Genomic DNA, 20,352 nt, shown 5'->3' with positions numbered 1-20,352 from the left:
ATGTTGAACACTGAATATAAGAACTCTTCATTAAAAATATTTTCGCTTGAAGGTAACCAACCATTAGCGCAAGAAGTTGCCAATTTAGTAGGGATTCCATTAGGTAAATCTACAGTTAAGAGATTTGCTGATGGTGAAGTTCAAATTAATATTGAAGAAAGTATCCGTGGTTGTGATGTATTTATTATTCAACCAACATCAAACCCAGTGAATGAACACTTGATGGAATTATTAATTATGATTGATGCTTGTAAACGTGCATCAGCAGCAAATATTAATATTGTAATGCCTTATTACGGTTATGCAAGACAAGACCGTAAAGCTAGAAGCCGTGAACCAATCACTGCTAAACTTGTGGCAAATATTATTGAAAAAGCTGGCGCAAGCAGAATGATAGCACTTGATTTACATGCACCTCAAATTCAAGGGTTCTTTGACATACCGATTGATCATTTAATGGGCGTACCAATTTTATCAAATTACTTCTTAGAAAAAGGTTTAGATCCTGAAACAACAGTAGTTGTTTCGCCTGACCATGGTGGCGTAACAAGAGCACGTAAAATGGCTGACCGTCTAAAAACACCTATCGCTATTATTGATAAACGTCGTCCGAAACCAAACGTAGCAGAAGTTATGAATATTGTTGGAGATATTAATGGTAAGACTGCCATCATTATCGATGATATTATTGATACAGCTGGAACAATTACATTAGCAGCAGATGCACTTGTTAAAAAAGGTGCGAAAGAAGTTTATGCATGTTGTACACACCCTGTATTATCAGGACCAGCAAAAGAACGTATCGAAAATTCTCAAATTAAAGAATTAGTTGTTACAAACTCAATTCAATTACCAGAAGATAGAAAACCTGCAAACGTTAAAGAATTGTCTGTAGCAGAATTATTAGCACAAGCAATTGTTAGAGTATATGAACAAGAATCTGTTAGTGTGCTATTTGATTAATTTATAATATTCGTGTATAATAACAAACGGTTCATTTTTATGGACTAAATAACCACTTACAAGCAGCAATTGTTGTTGATGGGTAAGTGTAGGAGCGCATATCGCGCATAAATGAAAGGTGGAAAAGATAATGACTTCATTAAAGTCAGTTATCCGTCAAGGTAAACAAACTCGTTCTAGTTTACGTAAATTAAGAGCTTCAGGTGTTATTCCAGCAGTCGTATACGGTTACGGTGCTAAAAATACATCTGTTAAAGTTGATGAAGTTGAATTCATCAAAACAATTCGTGAAGTTGGACGTAACGGCGTTATCGAATTAGGTGTTGGTTCAAAAACAATCAAAGTTATGGTTTCAGATTATCAATATGATTCTCTTAAAAACCAAATCACTCACGTTGACTTCTTAGCTATCAACATGAAAGAAGAATTAACTGTAGACGTACCTGTAGTATTAGTAGGTGAATCAGTTGGTGCTTCTGAAGGTGGCGTAGTTCAACAACCATTATTCGACTTACAAGTTACAACTACTCCAGATGAAATTCCTGAAAATATCGAAGTTGATATTACAGAATTAGCTATTGGTGATAGCTACTTAGTAGGCGACTTAGATGCAACTGATAAATACACTATCGAAAACGATAAAGAAGAAGCAGTTGTAACAGTAGTTCCTCCAACAGAAGAACCTGCTGAAGACGCTGAAGAAACTGCAGCTGAAGAAGCTGATGCAGTAGCAGAAGAAGAAGCTGAAAAAGAAGAAGCAGAAGAAGAAGAAAAATAATATTTTTTAAATCTTCAACCCAACACATTTGTGTTGGGTTTTTTTATTTAAGTATAGATAGATGAAATAAATCACAAAAATGCTATAATATATACTTAGTATTAATATGGAGGTTACAACATGAAATGTATTGTTGGACTTGGAAATATCGGAAAGAAATATGACCTTACGCGTCATAATATTGGCTTTGAAGTAGTTGATAAATTGCTTGATCGTCACCAATTAGACTTAGATAAACAAAAATTTAAAGGTGCATATACAATAGGGCTTATAAATGGAGAGAAAGTAATGCTTATTGAGCCTATGACTTTCATGAATTTATCAGGTGAAGCTGTAAGACCACTAATGGATTATTATAATATAGATATAGAGGATCTAGTTGTACTCTATGATGACATGGACCAGTCTCAAGGTCATTTGAGACTACGTCAGAAAGGAAGTGCTGGTGGTCATAACGGTATGAAGTCTTTAATTCAACATTTAGGGACAGACCGTTTTAACCGTATTAGAATCGGAATTGATCGTCCTACAAATGGCATGAGTGTACCGAGTTATGTGCTTCAAAAGTTCTCTGATGATGAAATGATTACAATGGAAAAAGTAATCGATCGCGCAGCAGATGCTTGTGAAGCTATAATTAAAGGCGAAACTTTTCAGAATGTGATGAACCAGTATAATGGTGAAGTAATATGAAACACGTTATCCATGAAATCATACAAGCAGACGAACGATTTCAAGAATTAACGCAAATATTTGGAGAAAAGAACATACTCATAACAGGACTGAATCAGTCGAGTAAAGCACTACTCATATTAGAACAATATCTTAAAAATGATAAACAACTCGTTATCGTAACAAATAACTTGTATCAGGCGGATAAATTAGAAGCGGATATTCTTCAATTATTACCACCTGAAGAAGTATTTAAGTTTCCTGTACAAGATATTATGATTGAGGCGTTCTCTACGCAAAGTCCTGATTTAATGAGTGAACGTATCAGAACACTAACCCAACTTGCTCAAGGCAAGAAGGGCTTATTTATCGTGCCTATAAATGGCTTGAAAAAACAATTAACACCGAAACACATTTGGAATGAACATTATAAATCGATTCAAATAGGTGATGATATTGACTTAGATGTATGGGCTAATCAATTGATTGATATGGGTTATAAGAGGCAATCGTTAGTATCAGCAGTTGGTGAGTTCTCGATTCGTGGTGGGTTGATTGATATCTATCCAGTAACTGGAGATCCTGTTCGAATTGAATTGTTTGATACTGAAGTAGACGGTATGAGATTGTTCGACGTTGAAACGCAACGCTCTTTAGGTAATGTTGAACAAGTTGAAATTACAACGGCTAGTGATTATATTTTTACAAGTGAACAAATTAGCCAACTTCCAGAACGTATGGAAGAAGCATATGAAAAGACTAGACAACAATTAGCTACAGAAATGCGTCCCGACTTAAAAGATACGTATCAAACGATATTGATGCAAAGTGATGAATTGAAAGATCATCAAATTTTAAGACGTGTCATTTCGTTTATGTATGATGAAGTCACAACTTTAACAGATTATTTTGCGGATGATGCACTTGTTGTTGTAGACGAATATAATCGAATTAAAGAAACTGAACATTCATTAGACGTTGAAATCGAAGAATTTACGCAATCGCTAATAGAATCAGGACAAGGATTTATTGGGCAACGTTTTATTTCGGAACATGCTTTTACAGAACTCTTGCATCAACATAAAATCGCTTATTTCACTTTATTTACTGCAAGTATGCCAGTTGAAATTGAAGAGATGGTGAAATTCTCATGTAAACCTGTTCAAAGATTCTATGGACAATATGACATTATGCAATCAGAGTTTGATCGCTTTATGAAACAAGGATTTACAGTCGTATTATTAGCAGAATCTGAAACGAGAAAGTCTCGTATTCAAAGTATGTTAAACGACATGAAAATTCCAACTGTTATAGATAGGGTAGAACAAGTCGGTGACAGAGGACAAGCTGTCGTAACAGATGGCGCGCTGTCTGAAGGGTTCGAATTGCCTTATATGAAGCTTGTCGTCGTGACAGAAAAAGAACTTTTCAAAGCACGTGAAAGAAAACAATCTAAAAGAAGACAAAAGTTATCTAATGCTGAAAAAATAAAATCTTACCAAGAATTGAATGTAGGAGATTATGTTGTACACGTACATCATGGTGTTGGTAAATATTTAGGCGTTGAAACATTAGAAGTATCTGGCATTCATAAAGATTATATTAAAATTCAATACAAAGGTACCGATCAATTATTTGTACCTGTTGATCAAATGAATGATGTACAAAAGTTTGTTGGATCAGATGATAAAGAGCCAAAGGTGAATAAACTTGGCGGTACAGAATGGAAAAAGACAAAAGCTAAAGTTCAAAAAAATGTGGAAGACATTGCGGATGAACTGTTGAAACTTTATCAAGAGAGAGAACAAGTTGAGGGTTATCAATACGGTCCGGATACTGAAGAGCAAATGACATTTGAAATGGACTTTCCATATGAGCCTACGCCTGACCAAGTCACTTCTTTAGAAGAAATTAAAGCAGATATGGAAAAAAGAAGACCGATGGATAGACTGCTTTGTGGTGATGTTGGATATGGTAAGACTGAGGTAGCAATAAGAGCTGCATTTAAAGCGGTCTTGGAAGGTAAGCAAGTAGCCGTGCTCGTACCAACAACGATTCTTGCTCAGCAACATTTTGAAACATTCAGAGAACGTATGCAAGAATATCCAGTAGAAATTCAAATGATGAGTAGATTTAGAACACCTAAACAAGTTAAAGAAACGAAAGCAGGTATCAAATCTGGATTTGTAGACATTGTTGTAGGTACACATAAATTACTAAGTAAAGATGTTGAATATAAAGATTTAGGATTATTAATCGTCGATGAAGAACAAAGATTTGGTGTGAAACATAAAGAAAGAATTAAAGCATTAAAGACTAATGTAGACGTTCTTACTTTAACTGCGACACCAATTCCGAGAACACTTCATATGAGTTTATTAGGTGTTAGAGATTTATCTGTTATTGAAACACCACCTGAAAATAGATTCCCTGTTCAAACGTATGTATTAGAACAGAATATGAGTTTTGTTAAAGAAGCACTAGAACGTGAACTTTCACGTGGTGGACAAGCATTCTATTTATATAACCGCGTGCAGTCCATATATCAAAAGAGTGAACAGTTGTCTATGCTCATGCCTAATGCGAGAATAGGCGTTGCTCATGGACAAATGACAGAACGAGAATTAGAAGAAACGATGTTGAATTTTGTCGATGGAGAATACGATATTTTAGTTACAACAACGATTATTGAAACGGGTGTCGATGTTCCAAATGCTAATACATTGATTATTGAAGACGCTAATAGATTTGGATTGAGTCAATTGTATCAGTTACGTGGACGAGTGGGTCGTTCTAGTCGAATTGGTTATGCATATTTCTTACATGAACAAAATAAAGTACTGACTGAAGTTGCTGAGCAAAGACTGCAAGCTATTAAAGAATTTACTGAATTAGGTTCAGGATTTAAAATTGCCATGCGCGATTTGAATATTCGTGGCGCAGGAAATCTATTAGGTAGTCAGCAGCATGGGTTCATAGATTCTGTAGGTTATGACTTATATTCTCAAATGTTAGAAGAAGCGGTTAATGTGAAACGAGGCATTGAACCAGAATCAGAAGTACCACAACTTGAAGTAGATATTAAGATAGATGCCTATATACCTGCTGAATACATTAAGAATGAACAAGCCAAAATTGAAATGTACAAAAAATTGAGATCAATTACGACGCAATCTCAATTGGAAGATATTCAAGATGAATTAATCGATCGTTTTGGTGAATATCCTGTTGAAGTTCAACGTTTATTAGACGTTGTTGAAGTAAGATTGAATGGTATTCATTTCGGTATTACAGAAATTAAAGAAGTCGCTAAAGTGATACAACTGACAGCTTCAGAATATACAACAAATCATTTAAAAGGTGATGTGTTGTTTAAAGTTACAGAACCATTAGGTAGAAAATTAAAAATAGCTGTTTCAGACAATCAAATGGTGTTTAAATTACAAAAATCAAAACAATGGTTAGACGATCTGAAATTCTTAACTAATGTGATTAATGAAAGTTTGGTAGACGATGACACAATCTAAACCCATTTTTAATAGTGTATTGTTGTTAACAGGCACGATGGTCATTGTTAAAATTTTAAGCGCAATTTATAGAGTGCCTTACCAAAATGTTTTAGGTGATGAAGGATTATATGCATACCAACAAGTATATCCGCTTGTTGCGATTGTGAGTGTTGTAAGTTTAAACGCGCTTCCTAGTGTGATGAGTAGCTGGATGATTCAACGTAAACAATCAGAAATAATAGGTATGTTCTGGTTCTTACAAATGACTTGTTTATTGCTAAGTGTTGCTATATTTTTAAGTGCACAATTGATAAGCGGACTGATGGGTGATCCGAACTTAACACCTATGATTCGTATGGCGAGTTTAGCGCTAATACCACTTGTATTTATCTCAATGGTGCGAGGGTATTATCAAATGAAACATCAGATGAACTTTATTGCCGTTTCACAGGTTATTGATCAAGTTGTTAGAGTCGGTGTGATTTTAACTGCGATTTTGCTATTTGTTGGCTTGAATATTTCGATTTATCAAGCTGGCACAATCGCAATCAGTGGTTCTGTATTGGGATTAAGTTGTATTGCAATTTACTTCTGGTTTAAAAGAAAGCCTAGACTGAGATTTTCCTGGGAAATAAAGTTGAGTGACACTAAAAATATCGTGACGATGACAATCTTGTATGCCATTTCTTATTTGATATTGATTTTATGGCAAATTGTAGATTCATTTACACTTATACATTTGTTGCAAGAGAATGGATATAGCTTTCATGAGAGTATAAAAGTAAAAGGTGTGTTTGATAGAGGTGCTTCATTGATTCAGATGGGGCTTATCATCACAACGACATTTAGTTTTGTGCTTATTCCATTGTTAACAGAACAACTGCAAAAGAAAAATCATCAACTCGTGAATGAATATGCTAATACATCCTTAAAGATAACAGTGTTATTTAGTATGGCTGCCGCATTTGGCTTAATGAACTTACTACCATTATTAAATACTGTATTCTTTAAGACGAATGAATTAATCGGTACATTGAGCGTCTTTATGCTCGCAGTTGTATTTGTGACATTTATCATTATGTATACAGCGTTATTGCAAGTGAAATTAAACAGAAATATATTATTTATTGCGCTCATGATTGGTATGTTAACGAAACTAATCGGGAATTATTGGTTTGTACTGCAGTTTGGTATATTTGGTGCAAGTTTGTCGACTGTCTTGTCGCTTGCTATTTATACATTGATTTTGCATGTACGTGTGATGAAACTCTATCAATTTCAACGTATGGGTTTATTTATGATTAAAGTGATTACTTTACTTGCGATCATGTCTATATTTGTACAAGTTGTATTGCTCATTCCAACGCACACGAGAATGACCAGTCTATTAATTATGTTACTGGCAGGTATTGTTGGCGTAATGGTTGTCATAATAGGTATAATAAAAATGAAAATATTAATAAAAGATGAATGGAAACATTTACCTTTAATGGATAAAATAATAAAGGAGTAATTAACATATGGCACAACAAATATTAGTTGTTGGCTTAGGTAATTATAGTTTAGAAGAATTGCCAATGGGCGTTTACCGTAAACTTCAATCAGCTGATGTTATATATGCGCGTACGCTAGACCATCCGGTTGTTAAAGAATTAGAAGACTTAAATTGGCAAGGTTTTGATTATATTTATGAAAAGCACGATGATTTTCTTAATGTATATTCTGAAATTGTCGATACATTGATTGAAAAAGCTGAACATGAAAATATCATTTATGCGGTACCTGGTGATCCGATGGTAGCTGAAACAACGACGCAGCTTTTATTAGAGAAAGCACCGGATGTTCACGTGTTAGGTGGAAAAAGCTTTCTAGATGATATGTTCAGAGCTGTTAATATTGATCCGAATGACGGATTTACATTATTAGACGGAACGAGTTTGTCTGAGACTTCATTAAATATAAGAACGAATACGATTATTACACAAGTGTATGATCAATTAGTTGCATCAGATATTAAAGTTACATTGATGGAAAGATATCCAGATGATCATCCTGTGAAACTCGTTTCTAATGCAAGATTAGGTGAAGCTGATGTCATTTCTTGTCCATTGTATGAAATGGACCATCATGCTGAGCTATCAAATTTAACAAGTTTATTCATACCGAAAATAACTGAAGATGAACAACTATATGGTGATTTTCAATATTTAGAACAAACTATCGATACTTTAGTGTCCGAAGAAGGTTGTCCATGGGATAAAGTACAAACACATGAAACATTGAAGCGTTATGTGCTTGAAGAGGCATTTGAATTAATAGAAGCAATTGATGAAGATGATATTGAACATATGATAGAAGAACTTGGAGACATATTGTTACAAGTGATGCTACATGCTGCGATTGGAAAGAAAGAAGCGTACTTTGATGTAAGAGAAGTGATACAAACATTAACTTCTAAGATGATACGTAGACATCCACATGTGTTTGGTGACCAAGAAGCGAATGATATTAAAGACCTTAAGAAAATTTGGAATGATGAAAAACAAAAAGAAGGCAAAGTTAAACGTGAGAAACTAGAAAAAATATTTGCTGATTACTTTTTGAAGTTGTATGATAAAACCAAATTAGAGGGATACGGTGAACAATCATTAAAAGAATTTATAAATAAAGGAGATTTAACAATTTGAGATTAGATAAATATTTAAAAGTATCTAGACTGATTAAACGTCGTACACTTGCTAAAGAGGTGAGTGACCAAGGTAGAGTTAAAGTAAATGGTCAAGTTGCTAAAGCAGGAACGGCTGTAAGTGTTGAAGATGAATTAGAAATTAGATTAGGTAATAGAATAATTGTTGTCAAAGTGACAGGATTATCTGAACATGCTAATAAAGAAAATGCGAAGACAATGTTTGAAGTCATCAAAGAAGAAAAAATTCAAGATTCTATATAAATAAGGAGGTACACCAATGGCGCAAAAAATTAAAAATCTAGATAATGAATATACACAGTCCCAAAACAAACAAAAAAAGACTGTCAATAAAACGCGCCAAGTGATACGCAAGCGACTTACCTTATTTGGTGGAGTATTATTGTTAATAATCGTTATTATGATCATCATGCTATTTCTACAAAAAAATCGTAATGATGAATTAGTGCAAGAGCGTAAAGAAAAAGCTGTAACATATGAAAAGTTACAAGATAAAGAGATAGAACTTAAAGAACAAATTAAACGACTGAACGATAAAGAATATATAGAAAAACTCGCAAGAAGCGAATACTTTTTAAGCAATGATGGTGAAATTATTTTTAAATTACCAGAAGACAAAAAAGACGCGGAAAATGATAAATAATCTGTTTATGGCGTTGTATAATTTTGTATAGAAGCATATAATAAAGTTAAAGTGAATTTATATCAGGAGGATACAGTAATAATATGTCAATTGAAGTAGGCAATAAAGTCAAAGGGAAAGTTACAGGTATTAAGAATTTTGGTGCATTTGTTGAATTACCTGAAGGGAAAAGTGGCCTTGTGCATATCAGTGAAGTTGCTGATAACTACGTCGAGAACGTGAATGACCATTTAACTGTAGGCGATGAAGTAGAAGTTAAAGTATTAACAGTAGCTGATGATGGAAAGATTAGTTTATCTATTAAAAAAGCTAAAGAACGTCCAAAGCGCCAAGCGCCTAAGAAAGAAGCTAAGCCTGAAGACTTTGAGAAGAAATTATCAAACTTTTTAAAAGATAGTGAGGATAAGTTAACATCTATTAAGAGACAAACTGAATCACGTCGTGGCGGTAAAGGTGCAAGACGATAATGGATTATAATAAAAAGAGGCTAATTAGTTGAGCCTCTTTTTATTTTGACAAGATCAAATGACTTTTTGAAAATTGAGGTGTGTAATCATGCTGAAAGTAACTTGGCAACAAGAGGATGATTTAGCTTTAGCTGTTTCGACAGGGATAGATAGCATGTCACTTTTACACATGTTAAATACAACTTATAAAGACACATATCATAAGTTAATCTGTTTACATGTCAACCATGGTTTAAGAGAAGCCTCGCGAGAAGAAGCGGAATTTATCAAACGATTTTGCGAAAAACATCATATTGAAATATATATCAAGACATTGGATTTGAGCGAAACAGTTAGTCACAATAAGAGCATACAAGATATCTCTAGACAAATGAGATATGAATGGTTTGATGAAATGATGAAACAAACCGGTAGCGATGTATTGTTGACTGCACACCATATGGATGACCAAAAAGAAACCATTGCTTATCGACTATTTACTGGGAGAATTGGCCGTGCACCTTTAGGTATTCAACAAGTTCAAAAAAGAAATGATTATATGATTTGTAGACCATTGTTAAATGTATCCAAATCATTTATAAAACAATATCAACAAGAAAATGATTTTAAGTACTACGAAGATGATTCAAATAAAGATAGTAAATATACTCGCAACTATTTACGAAATCAATTGTTGCCTGTTATTGAAGAAAGATCAGAATTTTCAACAGATCATTTACTGGATTTAAATCAATGGATGAATGATGCAAGAAAATTAATTATAACTGCAGCAGATGATTTTATTGCTAATGAAATAAAACAGTCTGATCAAGTTGAAATTAATCGAGATGCATTTAATCAGCTGAACGATTTAGTTAAGGTTCAAGTATTAGATCAATTAATGGCTCAATATGTTAAACGAAGATATAGTGAGAAGTCATATAAAGAATGGATGCACGTATTTAATAATTTTTCAAAACAATCCGTCATTCCTATATCTGATGATTGGCAGTTTATAGTAGCATATGATAAATTATTACTATGTGAAGATATTGAGTTCAATGTAAATTCTAAATTTATAAATCGTAATGAACAATATGTATTTGGGAATTGGTTAATTGAAACGAAAGACATAGCATCGCCTTTATTTGTAAGAACGAGAATGTCTGGAGATCGTGTTCAGTATTATAACCGGGGAAATAAACATCACAAAAAAGTTAACAGAATCATGATTGACAACAAGATTGACATACATAAAAGAAACAATTGTCCAATTATTTTAAATGGTGATGACATAATTGCAATTGGTGATTTTTGGATAGATTCTAACTTTAAAAACGCACTAACTATTACTTATATTGGAGATGACTTTAATGAAAGACTCGATTAAGTCTGTTGTATTATCAGAAGAACAGATTCAAGAAAGATGCAAAACATTAGGAAAGCAAATCACAGAGGATTATAATGGGAAGACACCTATTTGTGTAGGTATTTTAAAAGGTTCAATCATGTTTATGGCTGATTTAATTAAATACATTGATACACATGTAGAATTAGACTTCATGGATGTTTCTAGTTATCACGGTGGTACAGAATCAACTGGAGAAGTTAAAATTTTAAAAGACTTAAGTACTTCTGTTGAAAATAGAGATGTCATTATCATTGAAGATATTTTAGAAACAGGTACAACTTTAAATTCTATCGTTGATTTATTGAAATACAGAAATGTTAATTCTATTGAAATCGTAACATTGTTAGACAAACCGATGAAACGTAAAGTAGATATCGAAGCTAAATATGTCGGAGAAAAAATTCCTGATGAATTTGTAGTAGGATATGGACTTGATTATGCTGAGAAATATCGTAATTTACCATACATTGGTACACTTAAACCAGAAATATATCAATGATGCGTATAAGCAAGTTTAATTACTAGCGTATGAAATTACAAATATGGTAAAATTTTTGTTAGTTTTATTAATTGAGTAGGAGGACAAATTGAATGCAAAAAGCTTTTCGTAATATATTAATGATCGCGCTTTTAGCTATCGTCCTATTTGGTGTATTCCAGTTCATTAATGGCAATGGACAATCACCAAAACAGCTTACATATAATGAGTTTATGACGAAGCTAGAAAAAGGCGATTTAAAAACGTTAACTATTCAACCAGAACAGAATGTTTATATGGTTAGCGGTGAATTAAAAAAAGGTAAAGATGAAACATATACATCTTCTATTTTATTTAATAATCAAGATGACTTGAAAAAAATAACAGCAACTGCTGAGAAACAAGATGATTTGAAATTTAATGTTAAAGAAGAAGAAAAACAAAGTGTGTTTGTTAGTGTATTAACAACGCTTATCCCAGTTTTAATTATTGCATTTTTATTCATCTTCTTCTTAAGCCAAATGCAAGGCGGCGGCGGTGGCGGCGGCCGAGTAATGAACTTTGGTAAGTCAAAAGCCAAGCTATATGATAATCAGAAGAAACGTGTGAGATTCTCTGATGTAGCAGGTGCCGATGAAGAGAAACAAGAGTTAGTGGAAATAGTTGATTTCCTTAAAGATAATCGTAAATTCAAGAAAATGGGTGCGCGTATTCCGAAAGGTGTCTTACTAGTTGGTCCTCCAGGTACAGGTAAAACATTACTTGCTAGAGCTGTAGCAGGTGAAGCGGGTACACCATTCTTCTCAATCAGTGGTTCAGACTTCGTTGAGATGTTCGTTGGTGTCGGTGCAAGTCGTGTGCGTGACTTATTCGAGAACGCTAAGAAAAATGCACCATGTATTATCTTTATAGATGAGATTGATGCTGTTGGTCGTCAACGTGGCGCTGGTGTTGGTGGCGGTCACGATGAACGTGAACAAACATTAAACCAATTATTAGTAGAAATGGATGGATTCGGTGAAAATGAAGGTATCATTATGATAGCTGCAACTAACCGTCCTGATATTTTAGACCCTGCATTATTACGTCCTGGACGTTTCGATAGACAAATCCAAGTTGGACGACCAGATGTAAAAGGACGTGAAGCAGTACTTAAAGTACATGCTCGTAATAAACCGTTAGACGAAACTGTTGACTTAAAAGCAATTTCTCAAAGAACGCCTGGTTTCTCTGGTGCAGACTTAGAGAACTTGTTAAATGAAGCATCATTAGTAGCAGCACGTTCTAACAAAACGAAAATTGATATGAGAGATATCGAAGAAGCGACGGATAGAGTTATTGCAGGTCCAGCTAAGAAAACAAGAATGATTTCTGAAAAAGAAAAAAATATTGTTGCTTATCACGAAGCGGGTCATACAATTATCGGTTGTGTATTAGATGAAGCAGAAATGGTTCATAAAGTTACAATCGTTCCACGTGGTCAAGCTGGTGGATATGCAATGATGCTTCCTAAAGAAGATCGTTACTTTATGACTGAACCAGAATTATTAGATAAGATAGTAGGTTTACTTGGTGGTCGTGTATCTGAAGAAATAAACTTTGGAGAAGCATCAACAGGTGCTCATAATGACTTCCAACGTGCAACAAACATTGCGCGTAAGATGGTTACTGAATATGGTATGAGTAAAAAATTAGGTCCATTACAATTCGGTAGTACGGATAGTGGACAAGTATTTTTAGGTAAAGATATGCAATCTGAGCCAAATTATTCAGACCAAATTGCTTATGAAATTGATTCAGAAGTACAACGTATCATTAAAGAACAATACGAACGTTGTAAACAAATTCTAACTGAACATAAATCACAATTAGAATTAATTGCTAAGACTCTTCTAGTAGAAGAAACATTAGTAGCTGAACAAATTCAATCATTATTCCATGAAGGTAAGTTACCAGAAGTTAAATATGATGATTCTCATCTTAACCAAAATGAAGACTCAGATGAAGATAAATATGAAGGTGACTTAACGCAACAAGAAGGTACATTAGATATTGACGATGATGAAGTTGGTAAATCATATGAAGAAGTAAAAGAAGAAGTGTCACATGAAAAACGTCGTGAAGACACAGATTCAGATAGTGATTCAGACGAACCAGCTCATGAACAAGAGTCAAATATCGATGACCTAGGTGACAATAAACCGACAGATCGTAAAGAATAATTTCACAAAAGTCCCTTTCAACAATTTGATTGAGAGGGGCTTTTTTTAAAGAAGGAGTATAAAACATGACAAAAGATTATTTAGTAAGAGGATTAGCTTTCAATGATGAAGTGAGAGCTTTTGCTGTTCAAACAACAAATACAATACAAGAAGCACAAACACGCCATTACACATGGCCAACTGCATCAGCAGCATTAGGTAGATCAATGACAGCTGGTGTGATGATGGGATCAATGCTAAAAAATGAAGAAAAATTAACGGTAACAATTGATGGCGGAGGACCAATTGGTAAAATTATGGTCGATGCTAATGCGAAAGGTAAAGTAAGAGGATACGTACAAAATCCTCAAACGCATTTCCCATTAAACGATCAAGGTAAATTAGATGTTAGACGTGCTGTTGGAACAGATGGTATGTTAAGTGTCGTTAAAGATATCGGATTGAAAGATTACTTCACAGGTTCTACACCGATTGTTTCAGGAGAACTTGGCGAAGATTTCACTTATTATTTTGTAACAAGTGAACAAGTACCTTCAGCTGTTGGTTTAGGTGTATTAGTAAATCCTGATAATACAATTAAAGCAGCAGGAGGTTTCATCATTCAACTTATGCCTGGTGCATCTGAAAAAACAATTTCAGCAATTGAAGAAAAAATTAATCAAATGGAACCTGTATCTAAATTGATCGATAGAGGATTATCACCAGAAGAAATAATTGAAACAGTATTAGGTAAAGAAAATACTAGAATTATTGACCATATGGATGTTGAGTTCAAATGTAATTGTTCTAGAGAAAAATTCCTGAATGCAATTAAAGGTCTTGGAGAAGCAGAAATTGATGCAATGATTAAAGAAGATCATGGTGCTGAAGCAGAATGTCATTTCTGTAGAACAAAGTATCAATATAGCGAAGAAGAATTAATCGAACTTAAGAATGCACTTTAATTTAGTAAATACTTTCACTTTATATGAAGTTTTGTTATAATCATTATATCCGATAAATAAACTAGGGTATAAAAACTGTTTAGGAGTGAAGCGTAAATGGCTAAGAGAGTAAATAATATTGTAGAATTAATTGGAGATACACCTGTAGTTAAATTAAACAAAGTAGTTGAAGAAGGTTCAGCAGACGTTTATGTAAAATTAGAATATCAAAACCCAGGTAGCTCAGTTAAAGATAGAATTGGTTTAGCGATGATTGAAGCTGCTGAAAAAGAAGGCAAAATCAAACCAGGCGACACAATTATTGAACCAACATCTGGTAACACAGGTATCGGTTTAGCAATGGTTGCAGCAGCTAAAGGTTATAAAGCTGTATTTGTAATGCCAGATACAATGAGTAGCGAACGTCGTGCTTTATTAAAAGCTTATGGCGCTGAATTAGTGTTAACACCTGGTGCAGAAGGCATGAAAGGTGCTATCAAAAAAGCTAAAGAATTAAAAGAAGAAAAAGGCTATTTTGAACCACAACAATTCGAAAACCCAGCGAACCCTAAAGTCCATGAATTAACAACTGGTCCTGAACTTGTTGAACAATTTGAGGGTGTTCAAATTGACGCTTTCTTAGCTGGTGTAGGTACTGGTGGTACTTTATCTGGAGCAGGTAAAGTTCTTAAAGAAAAATATCCTAATATTCAAATAGTTGCGATTGAACCAGAAGCTTCTCCTGTTTTAAGTGGTGGTTCACCAGGTCCTCATAAATTACAAGGTTTAGGTGCAGGTTTCGTACCAGATACTTTAAACACAGATGTTTATGACGATGTTATTAAAGTAGGTAATGAAGAAGCAATGGAAATGTCTAGAAAAGTTGCTAAAGAAGAAGGTATCCTTGGTGGTATTTCATCTGGTGCTGCAATTGTAGCTGCATTGAAAAAAGCTAAAGAACTAGGTGAAGGCAAAACTGTAGTAACAGTTCTTCCAAGTAATGGTGAACGTTACCTATCTACACCACTTTACGCTTTTGAAGACTAATTGATAAATAAATGATTATAAATTAAGTATCACGTCTATAATAAATAACTTTTGAAGTTATTTCATTTAGGCGTGATTTTTTAAATTTGTTATAATAAATTTATCTATGAAAAAGGAAGGAAGACTATCTTGGTGAATACGAAAATTATGGGGATATTAAATGTTACGCCAGATTCATTTTCTGACGGTGGTTCATATAATAGTGTAGATAAAGCAAGACAACACGCTGAGAAACTTATCTCAGAAGGTGCGGATATTATTGATATCGGTGGAGTATCTACTCGCCCAGGTTATACAGAAGTAAGTTTAGAAGAGGAATTGGATAGAGTTATTCCAGTTGTTGAAGCGCTCAGTGATTTAGATGTTCAACTTTCAGTAGATACATACAGAAGTAAAGTTGCTGAAGAATCTTTAAAAAGAGGCGTAACGATGATTAACGACCAGTGGGCTGGTTTGTATGATCCGAATATATTGAAAGTCGTGGCAGAATATAATGCAGAAATTGTGTTAATGCATAACGGCGATGGCAAGAGAGATGTTCCGGTAATGGAAGAATTATTGCTTACTTTATTAAAACAAGCAAACCAAGCAGAAATTTGCGGTATACCTGAAAAAAATATTTGGCTAGATCCTGGTATTGGCTTTGCGAAGTCTAGAGAAGAAGAACGTATTGTCATGTCACGATTAGATGAATTGGTCGCTACAGGATACAATGTGTTGCTTGCGACAAGTAGAAAGCGATTGATCAATGACTTATTAGGTGGCGAAACTAATGTTGATGAACGTGATGAAGGTACAGCAGCAACGACAGCTTACGGAATTGAAAAAGGTGTCCATGCTGTGAGAGTCCATAATGTACAAATGAACAAAAGAGTAGCTAAGACGATAGATGCTCTGAAGGAGATTCGATTAAATGGATAGAATAATATTAGAAGGCATGTCTTTTTACGGATACCATGGTGCAATTGAAGCAGAAAATGAACTAGGACAAATATTTGTAGTAGATTTAGAATTATATTTAGATCTTTCTGAAGCGGGCGAAACAGATGACTTAGAAAAGACTGTTCACTACGGTGAAGTATTTGAAGTGGTCAAAGAAATTATGGAAGGTAAACCGGTAAAATTAATCGAACATCTTGCAGAACGTATTGCAAAAGAGCTATTTTCGCACTATAATCGAGTATTGGAAACCAAAGTTAAGATTACTAAAAATAATCCACCGATACCTGGACATTATAAAGGTGTGGGTATTGAGATAGTGAGGAAGAGATAAATGCATACTGCATATTTAGGTTTAGGCAGTAATATGGGAGATAGGCAACATCAACTGCAAGAAGCTGTTAAATTGTTGAATGAAATTGACGGTATTCAAGTTATTCAAGAATCTCCAATATATGAAACGAAACCAGTAGGATACACAGACCAACCTGATTTTTTAAATATGTGTATTGAAATCTCAACTGAATTAGAATCATCTGAATTATTAAAAGTTTGTATGATGATAGAGCAACAACTTCATCGTGTTCGAGTTGAAAGATGGGGACCACGTACAATTGATATAGATATTTTATTATATGATCAATCCGTTATTCAATCACCAGAACTAGAAGTACCTCATCCTAGAATGACTGAAAGAGCATTTGTGATGATACCTTTGAATGATATTGCCTCAAATGTTGTGGAACCTATATCGAAGAAATATATTTGGGAGCTATTGCCAAACGATGAACATGTAGTAAAGTATAATGGTGAAAGTAAATAATCTACGTGTGGTTTAAATAAAATAACAAGTGTAATTTAAATAAGGAGTGGAAAATCATGTCAGAAGAAATGAATGACCAAATGTTGGTTCGTAGAGAAAAATTACAAGAATTAAGAGATTTAGGTATCGATCCTTTCGGTAAGAAATTTGTCCGCAGTGGAGACTCTAAATCATTACACCAAGAATGGGACGAATTCAGTAAAGAAGAATTACATGATAAAGAAGACGAATCAGCTGTTGCTATCGCAGGTCGTTTAATGACTAAAAGAGGTAAAGGTAAAGCTGGATTTGCACATGTTAAAGATATTACTGGTCAAATTCAAATCTATGTTCGTAAAGACCAAGTGGGTGACGAACAATTTGAAATATGGAAACATGCAGATTTAGGTGATATCGTAGGCGTAAAAGGTGTTATGTTTAAAACGAATACTGGAGAATTATCTGTTAAAGCGAAAGAATTTACTGTTTTAACGAAATCTTTACGTCCATTACCAGATAAGTATCATGGTTTACAAGATATTGAACAACGTTACCGTCAGCGTTACCTAGATTTAATTACAAGTGAAGAATCAACTAAAACATTCATTACAAGAAGCCAAATTATTCAAGAAATGAGAACTTACTTAAATAATAAAGGTTTCTTAGAAGTAGAAACACCAATGATGCACCAAATCGCTGGTGGTGCTTCAGCTCGTCCTTTCGTAACACATCACAATGCGTTAGATGCTACTCTATACATGAGAATTGCAATTGAATTACACTTGAAACGATTAATCGTAGGTGGATTAGAGAAAGTATATGAAATTGGAAGAGTATTCCGTAATGAAGGTGTATCTACAAGACATAACCCTGAATTTACAATGATTGAATTGTATGAAGCATATGCTGATTACAACGACATTATGGATTTAACTGAATCTATGGTAGCAGCAATCGCTGAAAAAGTATTAGGTTCTACAACTGTACAATATGGCGAAGAATCTATAGATTTAGCACCTAATTGGAGAAGATGGCATATGGTTGATGCCGTTAAAGAATATACTGGTGTAGATTTCTATGAAGTTAAAACTGATGAAGAAGCACATGCTTTAGCAAAAGAACATAATATAGAAGTAGAAGATCGTATGACATATGGTCATATTCTGAATGAATTCTTCGAACAAAGAGTAGAAGAGAAACTTATTCAACCTACATTTATTTATGGACACCCAATCGAAATATCACCATTAGCTAAGAAAAATCCTGAAGACCCAAGATTTACTGATAGATTCGAATTATTTATTGTTGGTAGAGAGCATGCAAATGCATTTACTGAATTAAATGATCCAATTGATCAACGTGAAAGATTTGAAGCACAAATGAAAGAAAAAGATCAAGGTAACGATGAAGCACATGAAATGGATGATGACTTTATTGAAGCACTTGAATATGGTATGCCTCCAACAGGTGGTTTAGGTATTGGTATTGATAGATTAGTTATGTTATTAACAAACTCTGCATCTATTAGAGATGTATTACTATTCCCGTATATGAGACAAAAATAAATGTAACTAAAAGCCGTGCACAATTCCATATTGTGTGCGGTTTTATACTTTTGAAAGGCTTTAAAACGCCAATATAGAAGTTTTTTAAAGAAATATAAACTTTTTTGTTGTAAAGTGTTGACGAGTGTTTCTAAATTGTGTATTATATAAAGGTCGCTGAAAACAAGCGCATATCAATTCGAGATGTTTGTAAAGAAAGTTAATAAGGTGTAAAATTTACTATTGAAAAGCCTTGATGAGTTCTTTATAATATATAAGGTAAGACAAAAACGAAACAACATTGTCTGGTGGCGATAGCAAAGAGGTCACACCTGTTCCCATGCCGAACACAGAAGTTAAGCTCTTTAGCGCCGATGGTAGTTGGGCTTACGTTCCGCGAGAGTAGGACGCTGCCGGGCGATATTGTTAATTGGAGAATTAGCTCAGCTGGGAGAGCATCTGCCTTACAAGCAGAGGGTCGGCGGTTCGAACCCGTCATTCTCCACCATTTTTGCCGGCCTAGCTCAACTGGTAGAGCAACTGACTTGTAATCAGTAGGTTGGGGGTTCAAGTCCTCTGGCCGGCACCATGTTTTAGAGCCATTAGCTCAGTTGGTAGAGCATCTGACTTTTAATCAGAGGGTCAGAGGTTCGAATCCTCTATGGCTCACCATTTTAAATATACTATATATAAAAATAATTATTTAGCGGAAGTAGTTCAGCGGTAGAATACAACCTTGCCAAGGTTGGGGTCGCGGGTTCGAATCCCGTCTTCCGCTCCATTTTTATTTTTTCTTGCCGGGGTGGCGGAACTGGCAGACGCACAGGACTTAAAATCCTGCGGTAAGTGATTACCGTACCGGTTCGATTCCGGTCCTCGGCACCATTTTTGTTTTTGCGCCCGTAGCTCAATTGGATAGAGCGTTTGACTACGGATCAAGAGGCTAGGGGTTCGACTCCTCTCGGGCGCGCCATTTTAAATAACGGGAAGTAGCTCAGCTTGGTAGAGCACTTGGTTTGGGACCAAGGGGTCGCAGGTTCGAATCCTGTCTTCCCGACTTCTATTAATACTTATGGGGGCTTAGCTCAGATGGGAGAGCGCCTGCTTTGCACGCAGGAGGTCAGCGGTTCGATCCCGCTAGTCTCCACCATTTTTAAAATAGATTATGAACATTGAAAACTGAATGACAATATGTCAACGTTAATTCCAATAATTGAGTACTGAAAGTACTTCAGAGTGATTGGCTTAACCAATCAAAAATGAGCTTA

Annotated in this window: 18 protein-coding genes, 8 tRNA genes and 1 rRNA gene; all 27 read left to right on the top strand. The window is 34.6% G+C overall.

What is annotated here, in order from left to right; genetic code table 11:
* The 27 genes from LQ622_RS14180 to LQ622_RS14050 all read left to right on the top strand — a co-directional run bounded on the left by LQ622_RS14180 (position 1) and on the right by LQ622_RS14050 (position 20,234).
* The gene (locus tag LQ622_RS14180; RefSeq protein WP_025905569.1) at positions 1-963 is read left to right on the top strand and encodes a ribose-phosphate diphosphokinase; all 963 of its coding nucleotides are present in this window, start codon (positions 1-3) and stop codon (positions 961-963) included.
* A 130-nt stretch (positions 964-1,093) separates the two neighbouring features.
* Positions 1,094-1,741, top strand: coding sequence for a 50S ribosomal protein L25/general stress protein Ctc (locus LQ622_RS14175; protein WP_239763457.1), 648 nt, complete (start codon positions 1,094-1,096; stop codon positions 1,739-1,741).
* Between the two features lie 120 nt (positions 1,742-1,861).
* Complete coding sequence (gene pth / locus LQ622_RS14170) at positions 1,862-2,434, top strand: aminoacyl-tRNA hydrolase (RefSeq protein ID WP_049320978.1); 573 nt, start codon at positions 1,862-1,864, stop codon at positions 2,432-2,434.
* Positions 2,431-5,940, top strand: a complete 3,510-nt coding sequence (mfd, locus tag LQ622_RS14165) for a transcription-repair coupling factor (protein WP_239705886.1) — start codon at positions 2,431-2,433, stop codon at positions 5,938-5,940. Before pth ends, mfd begins: the two co-directional genes overlap by 4 nt.
* On the top strand, positions 5,927-7,435 hold the full coding sequence (locus LQ622_RS14160) for a polysaccharide biosynthesis protein (protein ID WP_126476459.1): 1,509 nt from the start codon (positions 5,927-5,929) through the stop codon (positions 7,433-7,435). Before mfd ends, LQ622_RS14160 begins: the two co-directional genes overlap by 14 nt.
* Positions 7,436-7,442: 7 nt before the next feature.
* Positions 7,443-8,609, top strand: a complete 1,167-nt coding sequence (locus tag LQ622_RS14155; RefSeq protein WP_126476460.1) for a MazG nucleotide pyrophosphohydrolase domain-containing protein — start codon at positions 7,443-7,445, stop codon at positions 8,607-8,609.
* Complete coding sequence (locus LQ622_RS14150) at positions 8,606-8,872, top strand: RNA-binding S4 domain-containing protein (RefSeq protein WP_025905563.1); 267 nt, start codon at positions 8,606-8,608, stop codon at positions 8,870-8,872. Before LQ622_RS14155 ends, LQ622_RS14150 begins: the two co-directional genes overlap by 4 nt.
* Positions 8,873-8,888: 16 nt before the next feature.
* A complete protein-coding gene (locus LQ622_RS14145; protein ID WP_025905562.1) occupies positions 8,889-9,272 on the top strand; it encodes an FtsB family cell division protein in 384 nt (127 codons plus the stop codon).
* 83 nt (positions 9,273-9,355) lie between these two features.
* Complete coding sequence (locus LQ622_RS14140) at positions 9,356-9,739, top strand: S1 domain-containing RNA-binding protein (protein WP_025905561.1); 384 nt, start codon at positions 9,356-9,358, stop codon at positions 9,737-9,739.
* A gap of 88 nt (positions 9,740-9,827) precedes the next feature.
* Positions 9,828-11,108, top strand: a complete 1,281-nt coding sequence (gene tilS, locus LQ622_RS14135) for a tRNA lysidine(34) synthetase TilS (RefSeq protein WP_239749051.1) — start codon at positions 9,828-9,830, stop codon at positions 11,106-11,108.
* A complete protein-coding gene (hpt, locus tag LQ622_RS14130; RefSeq protein ID WP_037590339.1) occupies positions 11,092-11,628 on the top strand; it encodes a hypoxanthine phosphoribosyltransferase in 537 nt (178 codons plus the stop codon). Before tilS ends, hpt begins: the two co-directional genes overlap by 17 nt.
* 92 nt (positions 11,629-11,720) lie before the next feature.
* The gene (gene ftsH / locus LQ622_RS14125) at positions 11,721-13,829 is read left to right on the top strand and encodes an ATP-dependent zinc metalloprotease FtsH (RefSeq protein ID WP_239775430.1); all 2,109 of its coding nucleotides are present in this window, start codon (positions 11,721-11,723) and stop codon (positions 13,827-13,829) included.
* Between the two features lie 65 nt (positions 13,830-13,894).
* Positions 13,895-14,773, top strand: a complete 879-nt coding sequence (hslO, locus tag LQ622_RS14120; RefSeq protein WP_025905557.1) for an Hsp33 family molecular chaperone HslO — start codon at positions 13,895-13,897, stop codon at positions 14,771-14,773.
* A 96-nt stretch (positions 14,774-14,869) separates the two neighbouring features.
* Positions 14,870-15,799 carry a cysteine synthase A gene (cysK, locus tag LQ622_RS14115; protein WP_037590342.1) on the top strand — a complete coding sequence of 310 codons (930 nt, stop codon included), beginning with the start codon at positions 14,870-14,872 and terminating at the stop codon, positions 15,797-15,799.
* Between the two features lie 129 nt (positions 15,800-15,928).
* The gene (gene folP, locus LQ622_RS14110; protein WP_025905555.1) at positions 15,929-16,720 is read left to right on the top strand and encodes a dihydropteroate synthase; all 792 of its coding nucleotides are present in this window, start codon (positions 15,929-15,931) and stop codon (positions 16,718-16,720) included.
* Positions 16,713-17,072 (top strand): dihydroneopterin aldolase, encoded by a 360-nt coding sequence (gene folB, locus LQ622_RS14105; RefSeq protein WP_025905554.1) that lies wholly within the window; start codon positions 16,713-16,715, stop codon positions 17,070-17,072. The genes folP and folB overlap by 8 nt, the downstream gene beginning before the upstream one ends.
* Positions 17,073-17,561: a 2-amino-4-hydroxy-6-hydroxymethyldihydropteridine diphosphokinase gene (gene folK, locus LQ622_RS14100; protein ID WP_037590343.1), complete on the top strand. Its 489-nt coding sequence runs from the start codon at positions 17,073-17,075 to the stop codon at positions 17,559-17,561.
* Positions 17,562-17,617: 56 nt separating this feature from the next.
* Complete coding sequence (gene lysS / locus LQ622_RS14095; protein WP_025905552.1) at positions 17,618-19,105, top strand: lysine--tRNA ligase; 1,488 nt, start codon at positions 17,618-17,620, stop codon at positions 19,103-19,105.
* 283 nt (positions 19,106-19,388) lie between these two features.
* Positions 19,389-19,503, top strand: a 5S ribosomal RNA gene (gene rrf / locus LQ622_RS14090).
* A gap of 13 nt (positions 19,504-19,516) precedes the next feature.
* Positions 19,517-19,592 (top strand) — tRNA-Val (locus tag LQ622_RS14085).
* 5 nt (positions 19,593-19,597) lie between these two features.
* A tRNA-Thr gene (locus tag LQ622_RS14080) sits at positions 19,598-19,673 on the top strand.
* A gap of 7 nt (positions 19,674-19,680) precedes the next feature.
* Positions 19,681-19,756 (top strand) — tRNA-Lys (locus tag LQ622_RS14075).
* A 34-nt stretch (positions 19,757-19,790) separates the two neighbouring features.
* Positions 19,791-19,865, top strand: a tRNA-Gly gene (locus LQ622_RS14070).
* Positions 19,866-19,880: 15 nt separating this feature from the next.
* Positions 19,881-19,969, top strand: a tRNA-Leu gene (locus LQ622_RS14065).
* Positions 19,970-19,980: 11 nt separating this feature from the next.
* A tRNA-Arg gene (locus tag LQ622_RS14060) sits at positions 19,981-20,057 on the top strand.
* 10 nt (positions 20,058-20,067) lie between these two features.
* A tRNA-Pro gene (locus LQ622_RS14055) sits at positions 20,068-20,141 on the top strand.
* 17 nt (positions 20,142-20,158) lie between these two features.
* Positions 20,159-20,234, top strand: a tRNA-Ala gene (locus tag LQ622_RS14050).
* Positions 20,235-20,352 lie beyond the last annotated feature (118 nt).

This window comes from Mammaliicoccus sp. N-M50, from assembly GCF_022386995.1.
Lineage (GTDB): Bacteria > Bacillota > Bacilli > Staphylococcales > Staphylococcaceae > Mammaliicoccus > Mammaliicoccus sciuri_A.
Note: the sequence above shows the minus strand (reverse complement) of the source record. Positions and strands in the feature narration are given on the sequence as shown.

Coding starts and splice junctions, on each gene's coding strand:
- tilS (WP_239749051.1), top strand. CDS start 9,828: ATGCTGAAAGTAACTTGGCAACAAGAGGATGATTTAGCTTTAGCTGTT.
- folK (WP_037590343.1), top strand. CDS start 17,073: ATGCATACTGCATATTTAGGTTTAGGCAGTAATATGGGAGATAGGCAA.
- ftsH (WP_239775430.1), top strand. CDS start 11,721: ATGCAAAAAGCTTTTCGTAATATATTAATGATCGCGCTTTTAGCTATC.
- folB (WP_025905554.1), top strand. CDS start 16,713: ATGGATAGAATAATATTAGAAGGCATGTCTTTTTACGGATACCATGGT.
- LQ622_RS14180 (WP_025905569.1), top strand. CDS start 1: ATGTTGAACACTGAATATAAGAACTCTTCATTAAAAATATTTTCGCTT.
- mfd (WP_239705886.1), top strand. CDS start 2,431: ATGAAACACGTTATCCATGAAATCATACAAGCAGACGAACGATTTCAA.
- hpt (WP_037590339.1), top strand. CDS start 11,092: ATGAAAGACTCGATTAAGTCTGTTGTATTATCAGAAGAACAGATTCAA.
- lysS (WP_025905552.1), top strand. CDS start 17,618: ATGTCAGAAGAAATGAATGACCAAATGTTGGTTCGTAGAGAAAAATTA.
- LQ622_RS14175 (WP_239763457.1), top strand. CDS start 1,094: ATGACTTCATTAAAGTCAGTTATCCGTCAAGGTAAACAAACTCGTTCT.
- LQ622_RS14160 (WP_126476459.1), top strand. CDS start 5,927: ATGACACAATCTAAACCCATTTTTAATAGTGTATTGTTGTTAACAGGC.
- hslO (WP_025905557.1), top strand. CDS start 13,895: ATGACAAAAGATTATTTAGTAAGAGGATTAGCTTTCAATGATGAAGTG.
- LQ622_RS14145 (WP_025905562.1), top strand. CDS start 8,889: ATGGCGCAAAAAATTAAAAATCTAGATAATGAATATACACAGTCCCAA.
- cysK (WP_037590342.1), top strand. CDS start 14,870: ATGGCTAAGAGAGTAAATAATATTGTAGAATTAATTGGAGATACACCT.
- LQ622_RS14155 (WP_126476460.1), top strand. CDS start 7,443: ATGGCACAACAAATATTAGTTGTTGGCTTAGGTAATTATAGTTTAGAA.
- pth (WP_049320978.1), top strand. CDS start 1,862: ATGAAATGTATTGTTGGACTTGGAAATATCGGAAAGAAATATGACCTT.
- LQ622_RS14140 (WP_025905561.1), top strand. CDS start 9,356: ATGTCAATTGAAGTAGGCAATAAAGTCAAAGGGAAAGTTACAGGTATT.